Source organism: Flavobacterium ammoniigenes (assembly GCF_020886055.1).
Lineage (GTDB): Bacteria > Bacteroidota > Bacteroidia > Flavobacteriales > Flavobacteriaceae > Flavobacterium > Flavobacterium ammoniigenes.
Genome location: NZ_AP025184.1, coordinates 610,078 through 626,986, shown reverse-complemented (window position 1 = coordinate 626,986; position 16,909 = coordinate 610,078). Strand labels below are relative to the sequence as shown.

At 35.8% G+C, this 16,909-nt stretch carries 20 protein-coding genes; 18 read left to right on the top strand and 2 right to left on the bottom strand.

The window, feature by feature from the left end:
- The first annotated feature begins 41 nt into the window (after positions 1–41).
- From porW to LPC21_RS02695, 17 genes are all read left to right on the top strand, one after another.
- Positions 42–2,639, top strand: coding sequence for a type IX secretion system periplasmic lipoprotein PorW/SprE (gene porW / locus LPC21_RS02770; RefSeq protein WP_229317984.1), 2,598 nt, complete (start codon positions 42–44; stop codon positions 2,637–2,639).
- Between the two features lie 3 nt (positions 2,640–2,642).
- The gene (locus LPC21_RS02765) at positions 2,643–3,023 is read left to right on the top strand and encodes a bactofilin family protein (protein ID WP_229317983.1); all 381 of its coding nucleotides are present in this window, start codon (positions 2,643–2,645) and stop codon (positions 3,021–3,023) included.
- The gene (locus LPC21_RS02760; protein WP_229317982.1) at positions 3,013–3,246 is read left to right on the top strand and encodes an AtpZ/AtpI family protein; all 234 of its coding nucleotides are present in this window, start codon (positions 3,013–3,015) and stop codon (positions 3,244–3,246) included. The genes LPC21_RS02765 and LPC21_RS02760 overlap by 11 nt, the downstream gene beginning before the upstream one ends.
- Positions 3,243–3,656 carry a DUF6168 family protein gene (locus LPC21_RS10310; RefSeq protein WP_420828059.1) on the top strand — a complete coding sequence of 138 codons (414 nt, stop codon included), beginning with the start codon at positions 3,243–3,245 and terminating at the stop codon, positions 3,654–3,656. The genes LPC21_RS02760 and LPC21_RS10310 overlap by 4 nt, the downstream gene beginning before the upstream one ends.
- 122 nt (positions 3,657–3,778) lie before the next feature.
- A complete protein-coding gene (gene atpB / locus LPC21_RS02755; protein WP_229317981.1) occupies positions 3,779–4,885 on the top strand; it encodes a F0F1 ATP synthase subunit A in 1,107 nt (368 codons plus the stop codon).
- A gap of 62 nt (positions 4,886–4,947) precedes the next feature.
- The gene (atpE, locus tag LPC21_RS02750; RefSeq protein ID WP_008255642.1) at positions 4,948–5,139 is read left to right on the top strand and encodes an ATP synthase F0 subunit C; all 192 of its coding nucleotides are present in this window, start codon (positions 4,948–4,950) and stop codon (positions 5,137–5,139) included.
- Between the two features lie 117 nt (positions 5,140–5,256).
- Positions 5,257–5,757 carry a F0F1 ATP synthase subunit B gene (locus tag LPC21_RS02745; protein ID WP_229317980.1) on the top strand — a complete coding sequence of 167 codons (501 nt, stop codon included), beginning with the start codon at positions 5,257–5,259 and terminating at the stop codon, positions 5,755–5,757.
- A gap of 2 nt (positions 5,758–5,759) precedes the next feature.
- Entirely contained in the window at positions 5,760–6,293 is a 534-nt protein-coding gene (atpH, locus tag LPC21_RS02740) for an ATP synthase F1 subunit delta (RefSeq protein WP_229317979.1), read from the top strand.
- A 36-nt stretch (positions 6,294–6,329) separates the two neighbouring features.
- Positions 6,330–7,907: a F0F1 ATP synthase subunit alpha gene (gene atpA, locus LPC21_RS02735; RefSeq protein ID WP_229317978.1), complete on the top strand. Its 1,578-nt coding sequence runs from the start codon at positions 6,330–6,332 to the stop codon at positions 7,905–7,907.
- Between the two features lie 74 nt (positions 7,908–7,981).
- Positions 7,982–8,842, top strand: coding sequence for an ATP synthase F1 subunit gamma (gene atpG / locus LPC21_RS02730; protein WP_229317977.1), 861 nt, complete (start codon positions 7,982–7,984; stop codon positions 8,840–8,842).
- Positions 8,843–8,920: 78 nt separating this feature from the next.
- Complete coding sequence (locus LPC21_RS02725) at positions 8,921–9,361, top strand: GNAT family N-acetyltransferase (protein ID WP_229317976.1); 441 nt, start codon at positions 8,921–8,923, stop codon at positions 9,359–9,361.
- Between the two features lie 100 nt (positions 9,362–9,461).
- Positions 9,462–10,925 carry a lipopolysaccharide biosynthesis protein gene (locus LPC21_RS02720; RefSeq protein WP_229317975.1) on the top strand — a complete coding sequence of 488 codons (1,464 nt, stop codon included), beginning with the start codon at positions 9,462–9,464 and terminating at the stop codon, positions 10,923–10,925.
- 1 nt (position 10,926) lies between these two features.
- A complete protein-coding gene (gene dut / locus LPC21_RS02715; protein ID WP_229317974.1) occupies positions 10,927–11,361 on the top strand; it encodes a dUTP diphosphatase in 435 nt (144 codons plus the stop codon).
- Positions 11,362–11,483: 122 nt separating this feature from the next.
- Positions 11,484–11,846 carry a four helix bundle protein gene (locus LPC21_RS02710; RefSeq protein WP_229317973.1) on the top strand — a complete coding sequence of 121 codons (363 nt, stop codon included), beginning with the start codon at positions 11,484–11,486 and terminating at the stop codon, positions 11,844–11,846.
- A gap of 93 nt (positions 11,847–11,939) precedes the next feature.
- Positions 11,940–12,950 carry a sugar phosphate nucleotidyltransferase gene (locus tag LPC21_RS02705; protein ID WP_229317972.1) on the top strand — a complete coding sequence of 337 codons (1,011 nt, stop codon included), beginning with the start codon at positions 11,940–11,942 and terminating at the stop codon, positions 12,948–12,950.
- A gap of 25 nt (positions 12,951–12,975) precedes the next feature.
- Positions 12,976–13,785 carry a lipoprotein insertase outer membrane protein LolB1 gene (gene lolB1 / locus LPC21_RS02700; protein ID WP_229317971.1) on the top strand — a complete coding sequence of 270 codons (810 nt, stop codon included), beginning with the start codon at positions 12,976–12,978 and terminating at the stop codon, positions 13,783–13,785.
- A gap of 20 nt (positions 13,786–13,805) precedes the next feature.
- Complete coding sequence (locus LPC21_RS02695) at positions 13,806–15,182, top strand: murein hydrolase activator EnvC family protein (protein WP_229317970.1); 1,377 nt, start codon at positions 13,806–13,808, stop codon at positions 15,180–15,182.
- Between the two features lie 37 nt (positions 15,183–15,219).
- On the opposite strand, the gene LPC21_RS02690 is transcribed toward LPC21_RS02695, so the two are convergent.
- Together LPC21_RS02690 and LPC21_RS02685 are read right to left on the bottom strand one after the other, a co-directional pair.
- Entirely contained in the window at positions 15,220–15,429 is a 210-nt protein-coding gene (locus LPC21_RS02690) for a helix-turn-helix domain-containing protein (RefSeq protein ID WP_229317969.1), read from the bottom strand.
- Positions 15,430–15,432: 3 nt separating this feature from the next.
- The gene (locus LPC21_RS02685; RefSeq protein WP_229317968.1) at positions 15,433–15,969 is read right to left on the bottom strand and encodes a DUF2975 domain-containing protein; all 537 of its coding nucleotides are present in this window, start codon (positions 15,967–15,969) and stop codon (positions 15,433–15,435) included.
- A gap of 175 nt (positions 15,970–16,144) precedes the next feature.
- On the opposite strand from LPC21_RS02685, the gene LPC21_RS02680 reads away from it, so the two are divergent.
- A complete protein-coding gene (locus LPC21_RS02680; RefSeq protein WP_229318533.1) occupies positions 16,145–16,894 on the top strand; it encodes a lysophospholipid acyltransferase family protein in 750 nt (249 codons plus the stop codon).
- Positions 16,895–16,909: the final 15 nt, after the last annotated feature.

The following is a 16,909-nucleotide window of genomic DNA, read 5'->3' as shown; positions in this document are numbered from 1 at the left end:
AAAACTGGCGTATAGAAGTTTATGCTATAAATCGTTTCCAATTGAAAACCAACTGCTCTCAATTTACACTTAGTTTTATTACCCTATTGGTTTTGGTGGCTTGTTCTACCAAGAAGGATTCGTTTGTATCTCGAAAATACCATGCCTTAACCACTCAAAACAATATTTTATACAATGGAGGGATTGGTTTTGACAAAGGGGTTAAGGATATAAATCAAAAAAGCAAAAACAATTTTTGGAAGCGTTTGCCGGTAGAAAAAATGGAATTGTCAGACGGTTCATTGAACGACACAATTAAGAACCCCAATTTTGATTTGGCCGAAACAAAAGCAACTAAAGCCATTCAAAAACATTCCATGAATATAGGCGGTAGAGAACGCAATCAACAAACTGACGAAGCCTACTTAATGCTTGGAAAGGCTCGTTATTATGGTCAGCGTTTTGTGCCCGCATTGGATGCATTCAATTATATTTTGTACAAACACCCCAATAGCGATAAAATATACGAAGCAAAGATTTGGCGCGAAAAAACGAATATGCGATTGGGCAATGATGCTTTGGTGATCAAAAATTTATCTAAACTGCTTAAGGACTTTAAATTGAAAGACGAATATGTGGCTAATGCCTACGCTGTTTTGGCTGAAGCCTTTTTGAATTTGGAAGAAAAAGACAGTGCGGTGGCCAAATTAAAAATGGCACAAGAGTTAACTTTAATCAACACGGAAAAAGCACGTTACCGCTTCATTTTGGGACAGTTGTACGAGGAATTAGGCAAAAGAGACAGTGCGCTATTGAGTTTCCAATCTGTAATTGACATGCGTCGAAAAGCAGATAGAGAATATGTGATTCAGGCCTACGCCAAAAAGGCACAACTGTTTGATTTTCAAAATGGCGACAGGACGCAATTGACAAAAATGTTTACCCAATTGGTTGAAAATCGTGAAAACCGACCTTTTTTGGATTTGATTTACCATCAAATAGGTTTGTATTATGACAAAAGTAACGATCCAGAATTGGCTTTAAAAAATTACACCCGTTCTTTAAAACTAATTAAGGACAATACCTATTTGGCGGTTTCTAATTATAGAAATTTAGGCAATATGTATTTCAAAAGCGCCGAATTTCCTTTGGCGGCCAAATATTACGACAGCACATTAGTCAAGCTAGACAAGAATACCAGAGAGTTTGTCCAAATCGAAAAATTGAGAAAAAATTTGGACGATGTGATCAAGTACGATGCATTAGCACACACTACCGACAGCATTTTAAAAGTAGTTGCACTTTCTGATTCGGAACGCATTGTGTATTTTGGCAATCATATCGAATCGCTTAAAAAAGCAGAAGAAAAACAAAAGCTATTGGCCCAAAAACAACAAGAAGCGATAGCTAATTTTCAACAATCGGGGAATAGTAATCCTGCGGGGCAAACATTATTAAAACCGAATGTTCCGGTTCGTAATCTCCCAAAATTAAATACTGGAAATTCCGCTTCTTCGTTTTATTTTTATACCCCCACTACAGCCGCTTTTGGTCAATTGGAATTTAAGAAAAATTGGGGAAAACGCAATCCGAATGGATATTGGAGAATTACAACCACTACAGGAGACATAGGCATTTCAGCAACGACAGACAACTTAGTTGTTGGAGCTGATACCAATCAAAAAACAGCCGAAAAAACGAATGATAAATATGCAATTGCCTATTATTTGAATCAAATTCCGACAGACCAAAAAGTAATCGACAGCATTAATCAGGAACGCAATTTTGCGTATTATCAACTGGGAATCATTTATAAAGAAAAGTTCAAAGAATACGCTTTGGCAACAGCCAAATTAGAAAAGATATTGGAACAACAACCCGCAGAAAAATTGATTTTACCAACCTTGTACAACTTGTATAAAATTTACCAAATTACAGATGCTACAAAAGCAGCGGCAATGAAAAATCGAATAGTTTCTGAGTTTCCAACTTCTCGATACGCGCAAATAATTAATAATACCGGGATCGATAATTTGAGTATTGATAGTCCTGAGAAAGCCTACAATCAATTGTATGCTCTTTTCCAAGAAGAGCATTTTGTCGATCTTTTATCAAAAGTAAACACTGCAATTATTCAGTTTTCTGGCGATGCAATTCTTCCCAAATTAGAATTATTACGAGCCAATACCCAAGCGAAATTATTTGGGGTGGTTGCCTATAAAAAAGCGCTAGAAGCTGTTGCCGAGCAATATCCAAACACCGACGAAGGCAAACAAGCTAAAGACATTGTGAGCAATCAAATACCTACTTTGGAAAAAATAGACTTTACCACCACAGCCAAAAGCTGGAAAATACTGTTTAAAGTAGGCGCGCAGTCTGATCCTTTGACGATTGAATTTGAGAAAAAAATCAAAAATTTCATTGAGGACGAGAAAATAGAACAACGCTCCTATTCGTATGATGTGTACACCGACAAAGAAAACTTTATTGTGCTTCATAATATTAAAACAGAGGCCTACGCCAATGATATCATCAACTTTATGAAGATTAATAAACAATATACAATTGCCCAACCGGCAATTATCATTTCGAGCGATAATTACAAAGTGATCCAAATTAAGAAGAACTTAGAAAGCTATCTAGCCATTAAAAAGCAGTAAATTATGTTTGATAAAAAAACAAAATCCTACACCGATCTATTAGGAAAAACGAACCGAATAGTTGAAGGTACCCGAATAAAAGGGAATATTTATTCGGTAGCCGATTTTAGATTGGACGGCGAATTAACGGGTAATTTTCAGTGTGAAGGGAAAATAGTTATTGGGCCTGCCGGAATTGTTGTTGGAGATATTTTGTGCAAAAATGCAGACATCGAAGGGCGTTATAGCGGTAAAATACAGGTAGCCGAATTGCTTAATGTAAAAGCCACAGCTACTATTTATGGCGAAGTCACGATTGGAAAGCTATCTGTAGAACCCGGCGCTGATTTTAGCGCAACCTGCACCATGAAAACGATTCCACCTACCACGTCAAATGGAGAATAAAAACAACAAGAAACCATTCAATAAATGGTTAGCCCTAATTAATATTCCTATTCAAATGGGGGTTATTATTTTTTTGTTTTCCTATCTGGGCAGTTGGTTAGATGATAAACATCCCAATACTATTTTTTATTATCACAAAATAGTTTTGTTAGTCGGCGTTTTTTTAGCCTTATACAATACGATCCGTCAAGTAAATGAAATCAATAAATCCGATTCCCATTGAGCTTTCAATTTTTTCCCCCCACACAACAACAAAAGAAAGGACTAGCACTATGGATAGCTTTAGTGACGTTTTCCTATTTTGTTCATCAGTATTTATTTGAATTAATGGAAATTTCTACAAAAGATTTTTCCTATTCGCTCTTGAGTTTATATCTTTTTTTCGGAATATTTTCTATAGTTCTTAGGGTAGTTTTGTTCCAAGTTCGTTCTCAAAATTTTGATTTGGTTGGGATGTCTTTTTTAATAGTTACGACTGTAAAAATGATGACTTGTTTCGTATTTGTCCGCCCTATTTTGAAAAGCATATCGTCGACTTCTGGAATTGAAAAAATCAATTTTTTTATGCTATTTATTGTCTTTTTGGCAATTGAAACCCTAGTTACGATACGCATATTAAACGAAAAACAATAAATGACCTTTAGAAGTGACGATTTAGACGAAAAATAATTTTTATATTCTTTTGAATATTAATAAAAAATGTACCTTTGCACCTAAATTTTAGAAACCAAAATAAACGAAGATATTTAACTGTTATGGTGATTTCAAACAAACCACTTAAATTTATACTGGTAGCTTTAGTAGCTATTCTTCCTTTTGTAAGCTTTGCTAACCCAACTGAAAAAAAAGAAGCAACTCCAACAGAATCTACAGATGTAAAATCAGAAATAAAAGAGTTTATTAATCACCACTTACTTGACGCTCACGACTTTACTTTTAACGCAGATAAAGAATCTGGCGAGCACAACGGTTTCTCATTACCAATTATTTTATGGGATAATGGATTGCAAGTTTTTTCTTCTGGTGAATTTCACCACGGTGAAAAAGTAGCGGAACACAATGGGAACTATTACGTAATTCACCACGAAAAAATATATAAAACGGATGCTTCAGGAAAATTAACTGAAGATGAAAAATCAGGTCATCCAACGAATGTTCAGCCCTTAGATTTATCAATTACAAAAAGTGTTGTTGGAATCTTGTTTGTGGCGTTGTTAATGTTTTTCTTGTTTAGCCGTTTGGCAAAATCATATGCTAAAAACGGTGGAATTGCCTCAGGAGCAGGACGTTTCTTTGAGCCGTTGGTTTTGTACGTAAGAGACGAAATTGCGATTCCAAACATTGGAGAGAAAAACTACAAAAAATACATGAGCTATTTGCTTACCATTTTTTTCTTTGTGTTTTTCTTGAATATTTTAGGATTAACACCACTAGGATTTAACGTAACAGGTAACATTGCTATTACAGCTTCGTTAGCTTTATTGACGTATTTGATTACTACTTTCTCTGCTAATAAAAATTATTGGGCACACATTTTCTGGATGCCAGGCGTGCCAACACCAATGAAATTTATTTTAGCTCCAATTGAATTGTTAGGAACAGTTATCAAGCCATTTTCATTAATGATTCGTTTGTATGCTAACATTTTGGCTGGACACGTAGTATTAATGAGTATCATTGGATTGATGTTTATTTTTAAAAGTTGGATTGGAAGTACCTTGTCATTTGGATTGGCATTTGCACTTTCTATCCTAGAAATATTAGTAGCGTTTTTACAAGCGTATATTTTCACGATGTTGTCGGCTTTGTATTTTGGTGCTGGAAATGAAGAGCATCACCACGAAGGGGCTGAGCACCATTAAAAACGGCTATTGGCTTTTGCCAAATGCCTTAAATTGAATGTTTAATTTTTAATATATATATTATGCAAATTCCAACTATTGTAGGAGCAGGATTAATTGTAATCGGAGCAGGTTTAGGTATTGGTAAAATTGGTGGTTCAGCAATGGACGCAATTGCACGTCAACCAGAAGCTTCAGGAAAAATCCAAACAGCTATGCTTATCGCAGCTGCACTTATTGAAGGTATTGGTTTCGCTGCGTTATTCGCTGCTTAATTAAAACACAAAACAGTAGTTACAACGGTTGGTTGTAACTATTGTTTTTAAAAATTAAAACAGATACAATTGCGCCACGCAATTAAAAAAAAGTTTACAATTTTATAATTACATATAATGGAGAAGTTAATTAATGATTTTTCGTTTGGTTTATTTATTTGGCAAGTAGTCATCTTTGTTGGATTAATATTCTTATTAAAAAAATTCGCTTGGAAACCCATTTTGGATGCGGTAAACGAAAGAGAACAAGGGATTAAAAATGCTTTGGAATCAGCTGAAAGCGCGCGTAATGAAATGCAAAACTTGCAAGCAGATAACCAACGTATTCTTCAAGAAGCAAGAGCTGAACGTGACGCGATGTTGAAAGATGCTCGTGAAATGAAAGAGAAAATGGTTGCCGATGCTAAAAACGAAGCACAAGAGCAAGGTCAAAAAATGATTGACCAAGCTAAAGCAGCTATCGAAAGTGAAAAAAATGCAGCTATGGCTGATTTGAAATCACAAGTTGCTACTTTGTCATTAAGTATTGCAGAAAAAATATTGAAAGACGAATTGTCTAACAAAGAATCTCAAACTAAATTAGTTGACCAACTATTAGGTGACGTAAAACTGAACTAATTATGGCAGGTACAAGAGCAGCAATTCGTTATGCAAAAGCAATCTTAGAAATCTCCAATTCAAAAGGAGTAGCTGAGGCTGTGAATAACGATATGAAATTGATTGCTTCTACAATCAACGGAAACGAAGAATTAAACACTTTTATTCAAAGCCCAACAACTACTGTTGAGGTAAAAGAAAAAGCGTTATTAGAAGTTTTCTCTGGTGTGAATGGAGTAACACAAGGATTGTTTCATTTGTTATTTGAAAACAAACGATTCGAGATTCTTGAAGCAATTGCTTTAGAATACAATAAATTATCTGACGAGATGAACGGAATTGAAATAGCTAAAGTAACAACAGCTATTCCAATGGATGCCGCATTAGAAGCTAAGGTTTTGGCTAAAGTAGCGACTCTTTCAGACAAGAAGATTACAATTAAAAATAACGTAGATCCATCAATTATTGGAGGATTTATTTTAAGAATAGGCGACAAGCAATACAATGCTTCGGTTGCTAATAGATTACAAGTATTAAAAAGAGAGTTTAGTAATTAGTTATTACACATAAAAGTGTCTAAATTATAAAGTAAGATGGCGGAAATCAAACCTGCTGAAATTTCAGCAATATTAAGAAAGCAAGTAGAAGGTTTTGAATCTGGTGCTACACTAGAAGAAGTAGGAACAGTACTTAATGTTGGAGATGGTATTGCTCGTGTGTACGGGCTATCTAATGTTCAATACGGAGAGTTAGTAGAATTCGAAAATGGTCTTGAGGCTATTGTATTGAACTTAGAAGAAGACAATGTTGGGGTGGTACTTTTAGGTGCTTCAACAGGAATCAAAGAAGGTTCAACTGTAAAAAGAACACAACGTATTGCGTCTCTTAAAGTAGGAGAGCAAATGTTAGGACGTGTGGTAAACACACTAGGTCAGCCAATCGATGGTAAAGGACCAATCGGTGGGGAATTATACGAAATGCCTTTGGAAAGAAAAGCGCCAGGAGTTGTATTCCGTCAACCAGTAACAGAACCATTACAAACAGGAATTAAAGCGGTAGATGCAATGATTCCAGTTGGACGTGGACAACGTGAGTTGGTTATTGGTGACCGTCAAACAGGTAAATCAACTGTTTGTATCGACACGATCTTAAATCAAAAAGAATTTTACGATGCAGGAAAACCTGTATTTTGTATCTATGTTGCTATTGGGCAAAAAGCGTCTACTGTTGCAGGAATTGCAAAAATGTTAGAAGAAAAAGGAGCTATGGCGTATACGATTATCGTTGCCGCTAACGCTTCTGATCCAGCTCCAATGCAAGTATATGCTCCAATGGCAGGTGCTGCAATTGGGGAGTATTTCAGAGACTCTGGTCGTCCAGCTTTGATTGTTTATGATGATTTGTCTAAACAAGCTGTGGCGTATCGTGAGGTATCTCTTTTATTAAGAAGACCACCAGGACGTGAAGCATATCCTGGAGACGTTTTCTACTTACACTCTCGTTTATTAGAGCGTGCTTGTAAAGTGATTGCGGATGATGGTATTGCAAAAAACATGAATGACTTACCAGATTCTCTAAAAGGAATCGTAAAAGGAGGAGGTTCATTGACTGCTTTACCAATTATCGAAACACAAGCGGGTGACGTTTCTGCTTATATCCCAACTAACGTAATTTCGATTACAGATGGTCAAATCTTCTTGGATGGAGATTTGTTTAACTCTGGGGTTCGTCCTGCTATTAACGTTGGTATTTCGGTATCTCGTGTTGGAGGTAATGCACAAATCAAATCCATGAAAAAAGTATCAGGTACTTTAAAATTAGATCAAGCGCAATACCGTGAATTGGAAGCGTTTGCTAAATTTGGTTCTGACTTAGATGCAGTTACGTTGAACGTAATTGAAAAAGGTAAAAGAAACGTTGAAATCTTGAAACAAGGGTTGAACGATCCTTTTACAGTGGAAGATCAAGTAGCTATTATTTACGCGGGTTCTAAAAACTTATTGAGAAATGTTCCTGTGGATAAAGTAAAAGAATTTGAGAAAGACTTTTTGGAATTCTTAAACAACAAACACAGAGATACCCTTGATGCTTTGAAAGCGGGTAAATTAGATGACAACATTACTGATGTTATCGAAAAAGTAGCAAAAGAAGTTTCAGCTAAGTATAATTAATTTTAAGTGAAGAGTGATTAGTAATTAGTGAAGAGCTATTTACTAATCACCACTCACTAATTACTCAATAAAAGATGGCAAATTTAAAGGAAATCCGTAATAGAATTACTTCCATTTCATCCACGATGCAAATTACATCGGCAATGAAAATGGTGTCTGCTGCAAAGCTTAAAAAAGCACAAGATGCGATTACAGCGATGCGCCCTTATGCCGAAAAATTAACGGAATTATTACAAAATCTTTCTGCCACCTTAGATGGTGATGTAGGAGGAGATTACACGTCGCAACGTGAAATCAAAAAAGTATTGGTAGTGGCCATCACTTCAAATAGAGGTTTGTGTGGTGCTTTTAATACAAACGTAATTAAAGAAGTTAAAAACCGTTCTGATTTCTACGCAGGAAAACAAGTAGATGTTTTTGCAATTGGGAAAAAAGGAAACGATATTTTGAGCAAAACGTTAACCGTTATCGATAATCAAAGCGCCATTTTTGACGATTTGACTTTTGATAATGTAGCTCAAATTGCCGAAGTATTAACACAAAAATTTGTGGCTGGCCAATACGATCGTATCGAATTGGTATACAACCAATTTAAAAATGCGGCTACTCAAATTATTCAAACCGAACAATTTTTGCCTTTGGCACCAATCCAATCCGATAAACCAGTTTCATCAGGCGATTATATTTTTGAGCCTTCTAAAGAAGAGATTGTATTGACTTTGATTCCAAAATCATTGAAAACACAATTGTACAAAGGAATTAGAGATTCATTTGCCTCTGAACACGGAGCGCGTATGACAGCAATGCACAAAGCAACAGACAACGCAACAGAATTAAGAGATCAATTGAAATTGACCTACAACAAAGCGCGTCAAGCAGCAATTACTAACGAAATCTTAGAGATTGTTGGTGGTGCAGAAGCGTTGAACGGATAATATTATTTTGAAATATATCAATAGAGCCTCGCATTGCGGGGCTCTTTTTTTTGATTATTTTTATAAAAAATTTACACTTTGGAAATCAGAGAACTTACTACACTAGAAGACATGTTAGCTCAATTTGATTTGATGCTACATTTGTACAGCAATAACTTCACTATTGAAAAATACGAAGCCTATCTGACCGAAATGCTTCCGCACAATTATATTCAAATTGCAGTATATGAAGGCGAACAATGCATAGGACTGTCTGGACTATGGTCGGGAATTAAACTCTGGTCGGGAAGGTATTTTGAAATCGATAATTTTATTGTGCATCCAGATCATCGTTTAAAAGGAGCGGCAAAATTAATGACCGATTATATTAATGAAAAAGCAGCAGCAGCGGGTTGTACTATGATCGTATTAGATGCCTTTACTGGCAATTTCACGGCACACCGTTTTTATTATAATCAAGGGTATTACCCTAGAGGTTTTCACTTTATTAAAACCCTGAACGAAGCCGGATTATCATAAAAAAGCTGTTAACAAATTTGGGGTTATTCCAATTTCAAAATCAGAATTAAACCAAAGAATTCGTTATTTTTGTTTTTATCAATACCTAAACCAGACCAACTTGGGATTATATAAAAGTCTTTTCAAACAAACCGCAATCTATGGATTAGCCACGGTTTTGCCTCGAATGTTGAGTTTTTTACTTGTGCGTTTGTACACAGGTATCTTACCCACAGGCGAGTATGGAGAGGTGTCAATAGTTCTTTCCTGGATGGTTTTTTTCAATGTGGTGTTGTCCTACGGAATGGAAACCGCTTTTTTCCGTTTTTACAATTCTGAAACCGACAAAGAAAATGTGATAGCAACTTCGACTATTTCTATTTTTTGGTCCTCTATTATTTTTCTTTTCGGCGCATTAATTTTTAGAGGAACACTTGCTTCCTTTGCCAATGTAGAGGTACAATATGTCACTTATGCCATTTGGATTTTGGTATTAGACGCCTTGGTGATTGTCCCATTTTCAAAGTTGCGAGCCAATCAAAGACCAATGCTGTACGCCATCATAAAGATTGGAAATGTAGCCGTTAACTTGTTATTAAATCTTTTCTTCTTATTGGCACTTCCTAAAATTGCAGCATCGAATCCGAATTCCTTTATTGGGAATTTGTATGTTGATAATTATGAAATTGGATATATTTTCGTTTCTAATTTAGCCGCAAGCTTATTGACTTTACTAGTGCTTTCGCCCAATTATCTTTTCTTAACGCGCAAATTTGATGCGGTGCTTTGGAAAAAAATGATGCGTTACGGATTGCCTATATTGGTTGCCGGTATTGCTTTTGCAGTCAACGAACATTTTGATAAAATTCTGTTAGGTTATTGGTTGCCAGAAGGCGTTGCCAAGTCTGAAGTAGGAGCGTATTCAGCTTGTTACAAACTCGGCTTGTTTATGGTCTTGTTTGCCACAGCTTTCCGATTGGGAATTGAGCCTTTCTTTTTTAGTCATTCTAAAAATGAAAATGCTCCTCAAACCTATGCCATGATTACCAAATATTTTGTGATTTTTGGTTCACTCATTTTGTTAGGAGTAATTGTTTTTGCGGATGTATTGAAGTTCTTGCTTTTGGATAACAAATCCTATTGGGAAGCGATGAAGGTGGTGCCTTTGATCATTTTAGCGAACTTCTTTTTAGGGATTTATAATAACCTTTCGGTTTGGTACAAATTAACAGACAAAACTAAAATGGGCGCCTATATTTCGATTGTTGGCGCAGTGCTAACTTTGGTATTGAATTATCTTTTGATCCCAAAATTTAGTTATTACGGTTCAGCAATTGCCACTATTGCAGCTTATGGGAGTATGATGTTCATTTCCTATGTCTTAGGAAATCGTTATTATCCAATTCCCTACGATATGGAAAAAATTGGGGGTTATTTAGGCTTGTCGATTCTGTTTTCAGCGATTTCTTTTTACGGCTTCCGCGAAAATTATTTTGTGGGAATTCCGTTATTGTTGTTGTTCGTTTATTTTGTATACCACAACGAGAAAGCAACCATCCAAACGATTATTAAACGAAAAAAATAAAATGAACATAAAAATCATCAACAAGTCGCAACATTCACTACCTAACTATGAAACCATAGCTTCGGCCGGAATGGATTTAAGGGCCGATTTAACAGCTCCGATCACATTGGCTCCTTTGGGAAGAATTATTGTAAAAACGGGCTTGTTTATCGAGTTACCTATTGGGTACGAAGCACAAGTTCGCCCAAGAAGTGGCTTGGCCATCAAAAAAGGAATTACCGTTTTGAATTCGCCTGGAACAGTTGATGCCGATTATAGAGGAGAAATTGGAGTGATTTTAGTTAATCTTTCTAATGAAGATTTTGTAATTGAAAACGGCGAACGCATCGCTCAATTAATTATTGCTAAACACGAACGTGCCGAATGGATTGAAGTTCAAGAACTTTCTGAAACCTCCAGAGGCGAAGGCGGTTTTGGAAGCACGGGAGTAAAATAAACAGTCCAACATTCGAAGGTAAATATTTCAATTTCAAAAATGGTGAATATTCAATTATGAACATGGAATATTGAAGTGAACAAAGAATAAATATCACAATTTCAATCCTAAATCTACCCCCAATGAAAAAGTTCGATTTACATGAACGGCTAATTGATTTTGCTGTTCAAATAATTAGCATAACAGATAATTTAAAATCAACCAAAGCAGGGAATCATTTATCGGGACAAATAGTTCGCTCAGGAACTTCACCGTCATTGAACTATAGTGAAGCCCAAAGTGCAGAATCCAGAAATGATTTTATTCATAAAATGTCTGTTGTTTTAAAAGAATTAAGAGAAACGCATGCCAACTTGAAAATAATTCACAGAGCGGTATTGTATCAACAAGCAGAACAAGATTTAATTGCTGTAATAAAGGAAAATGACGAATTAATTTCAATATTTGTAAAAAGTATTGATACCTCAAGAAATAGAAATAAATAGTTCAAAATTCAACATTCGAAGTTGAATATTCAAAATTCAAAAATGGAGAGTATTCAATTATGAATAGCGTATAATGAAGTTAATTACATAAAAATGAAAATAATAGTACCTATGGCTGGACGTGGTTCTCGTCTTCGCCCACACACATTGACTATCCCTAAACCTTTAATTCCTGTAGCGGGAAAACCAATTGTTCACCGTTTGGTGGAAGATATTGCAGGGGTTTTGAATCAAGATATTGAAGAAATTGCCTTTATCATTCACGAAAGTTTTGGTAAACAAGTCGAAGCCGATTTGATTGCCATAGCTGAAAAATTAGGGTCTAAAGGAACCATCTATTACCAAAATGAAGCTTTAGGGACGGGTCATGCCATTATGTGCGCCAAAGATTCTTTGAGTGGGCCAGCGGTAATTGCTTATGCAGACACCTTGATTCGTGCCGACTTTGATTTGGATCAAAATGCCGACAGCGTAATTTGGGTAAAACAAGTAGATCAACCCGAAGCCTTTGGGGTTATCAATTTGAACGAAGCCAATGAAATTGTAGAATTGGTAGAAAAACCAAAAGAATTTGTTTCAGATTTGGCGGTTATTGGAATTTACTATTTCAAAGATGTAGCGGTGTTGAAAAACGAATTACAATTGGTATTGGACAATAATATCATTCACGGAGGCGAATACCAAATCAATGACGGAATCAAACAAATGATGGCCAAAGGAATGAAGTTTGTTCCGGGAGAAGTAGCTGAGTGGATGGATTGTGGAAACAAAGATGTGACGGTAGAAACCAATTCTAGAATGTTAGGCTTTTTGCATAATGACGGTGAACATTTGGTAGATTATGGACTTAAATCTGAAAATTCAACGATTATTCCACCTTGTTATATTGGCGAAGATGTGGTATTAATTAATGCGACTGTTGGGCCTAATGTTTCTTTAGGGAAAGGATGCCATGTAATCAATAGCACTATCAAAAATAGTTTGGTACAAACCCATTCTCATATTAAAAATGCCCATTTAGACAACGCGATGATTGGAAATCACGCAAGTTTTGACGGTAATTTTACAAGTATTAGTATTGGAGATTATTCTGTTTTGGAATAACAAACATAAAAAGAGAAGGGCCCATATGAACGTTACTAAATTTAATTTTTCCAATTTGAAACGACTTGTTCCGTTGTTGTTCATTATGGCATTGGCTTCTTGTAAAACCCAGCAAGCAGTTGTTGCATCGATTCCCGAAGCTCCCAAAGAAAAAGGGATTTCGGCAGCAGAAGTAATAGCCAATCATTACAACAACAAAATCAACTTTAGTACCGTTTATATCAAATCGAATGTGCGTTTTTCAGATGAAAAACAAACCCAAAATGTAACGGCAGAAATTAAAATCAAGAAAGACGAACAAATTTTAGTTAGCGTTCGTTTTCTAGGAATTACTATGGCGAAAGCCTTGATAACACCCTCATCAGTGAGTTATTACGAAAAGATGAACGGCACCTATTTTGAAGGCGATTTTACCGGATTAACACAATGGTTAGGTACCGATTTGGATTATGCTAAAATTCAGAATATGTTATTGGGTGAGGCCTTCGATAATTTACAACAAGGAAAATATGCTTTGTCAACGAGTGATGAAGGTTTTGAACTAACCGATTTGCAATCGGGAAAAACAATGAAATCTTTTATTTTGGATAAAGAAAAGTATAGTGTCCTATCACAAGCTATTGCTCAGCCAGAGCAAGACAGAATGATTAATGTCAGTTATAGGGACTATTCTTTATTTAAAGAAGGGAGTGTCCCGATGCAAACATTGATTGAGACTTTTCAATCCAAAGGGAAAACAGAAATCAGTTTTAACTATACCACACTAACGTTTAACGAAGAACTATCTTTCCCATATAGCATTCCAAATGGGTATAAAAGAATATTAATTAAGTAAATTTGCAAAAACATTTTACCATGCCAAAATTTCTCCTAAGTCTACTTTTTATTTGTACTACTTCAATGCTTTGGAGCCAAGACGCCCAACAAGAAAAATTAGAACAACGAAAAGCTCAAATTCAGCAGGAAATTAAAGAGAATGAAAGACTCTTACAATCCGTTAAGAAAAAAGAAAAATCGGCGGTAAGTGTGATGGCTATTCAAGAAAAAAAAATTGCCTTGAAAGAAAACTTAATTAAAACCACAGAGAAACAAGCCAAATTGTTGAGCAATGATATGTACATCAATCAGGTAGAAATTAATAGGCTTAAAAAAGAGCTAAAGGTTCTTAAAGAAGACTATTCGAAAATGATTGTGAAGTCGTATAAAAGCCGTTCAGAAGAAAGTAGAGCCATGTTTTTATTGTCTTCTAAAAATTTCCAACAAGCTTACAAAAGATTACAGTATATGAAACAGTATACTAGTTTTAGAAAAATTCAAGGCGAGGAAATTAAAGGAAAATCAAAAGAATTAGTGGTGTATAACCAAAAACTTGACGTTCAAAAATCAGCCAAGCAGAAGCTAATTGATGAGAAGGAAAAAGAGCGTTTGTCGTTGGAGCAAGAAAAGAAAGAACAAGAAAAGTTAGTCAATGCCATTAAAAAAGACAAGAATAAAATTGCTAATGACATTAAGAAAAAGCAGCAAGAAGCGCGCGCAATTGACAAGCAAATTGACCGTTTGATTCGTCAAGCCATTGCTGAGGCCAATAGAAAAGCTGCCGCCGAACGTGCGAAACAAAAAGCAGCTGCAACAGCTGCCGCAAAAGAGAAGAAAGCTGCTGCTGCCGCTGCCGCAAAAGAATTGGCCCTTGCTAATAAAACGAACAAAACTTCTACAAAAACAGTGGTTAAGCCAGTTGAAGTGGAAGAACCTGAAGAAGAAGCCAAAAAGCCTATTTCATCTACTAAAATTGAGCTAACACCAGAAGCCAAAATTGTAGCGGATAATTTTAGAGCCAACAAAGGAAGGTTGCCTTATCCTGTTGAACGTGGATCGATTACATTAGGTTTTGGAAACCAACCTCACCCGGTCTATAAATCGTTAATGGTTCACAATAGTGGAGTTGAAATCACCACTGATCAAGGAGCGAATGCACGTGCAGTATTTGACGGTGTTGTAATCAATGTTTTTAATTCTACACCCGTGAATAAAGCAGTCATGATTCAACACGGGGATTATTTCACCGTATATCAAAATTTAAGCTCGGTTAGTGTGGGTAAAGGAGATAAAGTAAGTCGAAAACAATCTATTGGCCGCGTACGTTCTAATGGAGAAACTGGAAAAACGGTACTTAAATTCCTAATTCTACAAAACACTTCGTATATCAATCCTGCGGGTTGGTTGTCTAACTAAGAGTACTAAAAAAGCACTACGAGAGTAGTGCTTTTTTTTATTTTTCAGCGGTGAATTCCAATATATCGCCCGGTTGACAGTCTAAAGCGCTGCATATGGCTTCTAAGGTACTAAATCGAATCGCTTTGGCTTTGCCTGTTTTAAGAATTGAAAGATTGGCTAAAGTCAATTCTACTTTTTCTGACAATTCGTTTAATGACATTTTGCGTTTTGCCATCATGACATCTAAGTTTACTACAATTGCCATATGTTAAATTGTTAAGTCTTTTTCTTGTTGTAATTCGATTCCTTTTTTGAAAAGACGCGAAATGACATACACAATAGCGGCCATCATTAAAAAAGCATCGGCATCATTCCAATAGGCAGTAGTTTCATGAAGTTCGTATCCATTTGTTACCAGCGCTTCAGCATATTGATTAGCAACAAAACTTAACAGGGCAATAGCCAATGCTTCGTAGCTCATCTTTTCTATGATTTTGGCAATTTCAATACTAAAAGGAGCAACAAAATTGAGTTTGCTGAAAACAGATACCACTAGGTAAAATAAATAAGCTTTTAACAGTGCCAATAGCACGACACAGCTCATAATACCAATGTAGTGGGCCAATTCATTTTGATACAAGTTCGATAGATTTAAGCCTTTGTACACATTGTGTGTCGCAATAGGCCTAAATAGCGTGAATCCAAAATTAAAAAGTAAGGCCCCCGCTTCAACACATAGCCCAACGAAAATGATCCAAGACACTACCTCAAGCGTTTTTAATACGTAATCCTTCTTTTTTTCCATGATGCTGTTTTTTAAATTAGACATACAAATATATAAATTTATTGATAATCAATAAATATTTATTGTAAAATGTATATTTTTTAAAAAACATCAGCTCGTCAGTGTATTTATACAAAGTGAATGACAATTGAATTATATTTTCAAAATGTCGATCCATTTCATACATTTGGCAACTATGAGAGGAGTAAAAATGCTATTTTGGTTGTTGTGGCGGGTATGGTTTTACATCATGATTGCTTTGCCAATATTGGTCATGTTGCCGTTGTTGTTATTGTCTATTGTATCAGAGCGCGGTTACCCATATTTTTTTGCACTGGCAAGAATTTGGGGGAAGTTTATCTTGTTTAGTATGGGTTTCTATTACAAAGTCGAAACCGTTCAAGACTTAGAACCCAATAAAAGTTATATGATAGTAGCCAATCATACTTCGATGACAGATATCATGTTGATGTTAGCGGTTGTGGATCGTCCTTTTGTTTTTGTCGGCAAAAAAGAGTTGGCTTCGATTCCGTTGTTTGGTTTTTTCTATAAAAGAACTTGTATTTTGGTAGATCGCAACAATGCGCAAAGCCGAAGAGCGGTGTATGAAAGCGCTCAAAACCGATTGAATCGCGGATTGAGTGTTTGCATTTTTCCAGAAGGAGGCGTTCCTTATGATGAATCGATCGTTTTGGATACGTTTAAAGATGGCGCTTTCCGATTGGCCATTGAACATCAAATACCAATTGTTCCCATTTCTTTTGGCGACAATAAAAAACGGTTGTCGTATACTTTTTTTAGCGGAAGTCCAGGACTAATGCGGGTAAAAATTCACCAACATTTGGAAACCAAAGGCAAAACACTAGACGATAGAAAAGCCATTAAAGAAGAAGTCTTTCAAACTATTTACAAGCAATTGGTGGATTTTGACACCATTAAAGCATAAAAAAACCGTAACAAT

Bases quoted from the DNA above. Each gene is read 5' to 3' on its own strand.
- LPC21_RS02690 (WP_229317969.1), bottom strand. From the start codon at position 15,429: ATGGCAATTGTAGTAAACTTAGATGTCATGATGGCAAAACGCAAAATG.
- atpH (WP_229317979.1), top strand. From the start codon at position 5,760: ATGGCAGGTACAAGAGCAGCAATTCGTTATGCAAAAGCAATCTTAGAA.
- LPC21_RS02745 (WP_229317980.1), top strand. From the start codon at position 5,257: ATGGAGAAGTTAATTAATGATTTTTCGTTTGGTTTATTTATTTGGCAA.
- LPC21_RS02680 (WP_229318533.1), top strand. From the start codon at position 16,145: ATGAGAGGAGTAAAAATGCTATTTTGGTTGTTGTGGCGGGTATGGTTT.
- LPC21_RS02710 (WP_229317973.1), top strand. From the start codon at position 11,484: ATGAAAAAGTTCGATTTACATGAACGGCTAATTGATTTTGCTGTTCAA.
- LPC21_RS02760 (WP_229317982.1), top strand. From the start codon at position 3,013: ATGGAGAATAAAAACAACAAGAAACCATTCAATAAATGGTTAGCCCTA.
- dut (WP_229317974.1), top strand. From the start codon at position 10,927: ATGAACATAAAAATCATCAACAAGTCGCAACATTCACTACCTAACTAT.
- lolB1 (WP_229317971.1), top strand. From the start codon at position 12,976: ATGAACGTTACTAAATTTAATTTTTCCAATTTGAAACGACTTGTTCCG.
- LPC21_RS02685 (WP_229317968.1), bottom strand. From the start codon at position 15,969: ATGGAAAAAAAGAAGGATTACGTATTAAAAACGCTTGAGGTAGTGTCT.
- atpE (WP_008255642.1), top strand. From the start codon at position 4,948: ATGCAAATTCCAACTATTGTAGGAGCAGGATTAATTGTAATCGGAGCA.
- atpG (WP_229317977.1), top strand. From the start codon at position 7,982: ATGGCAAATTTAAAGGAAATCCGTAATAGAATTACTTCCATTTCATCC.
- LPC21_RS02705 (WP_229317972.1), top strand. From the start codon at position 11,940: ATGAAAATAATAGTACCTATGGCTGGACGTGGTTCTCGTCTTCGCCCA.
- atpB (WP_229317981.1), top strand. From the start codon at position 3,779: ATGGTGATTTCAAACAAACCACTTAAATTTATACTGGTAGCTTTAGTA.
- LPC21_RS02765 (WP_229317983.1), top strand. From the start codon at position 2,643: ATGTTTGATAAAAAAACAAAATCCTACACCGATCTATTAGGAAAAACG.
- LPC21_RS02695 (WP_229317970.1), top strand. From the start codon at position 13,806: ATGCCAAAATTTCTCCTAAGTCTACTTTTTATTTGTACTACTTCAATG.
- atpA (WP_229317978.1), top strand. From the start codon at position 6,330: ATGGCGGAAATCAAACCTGCTGAAATTTCAGCAATATTAAGAAAGCAA.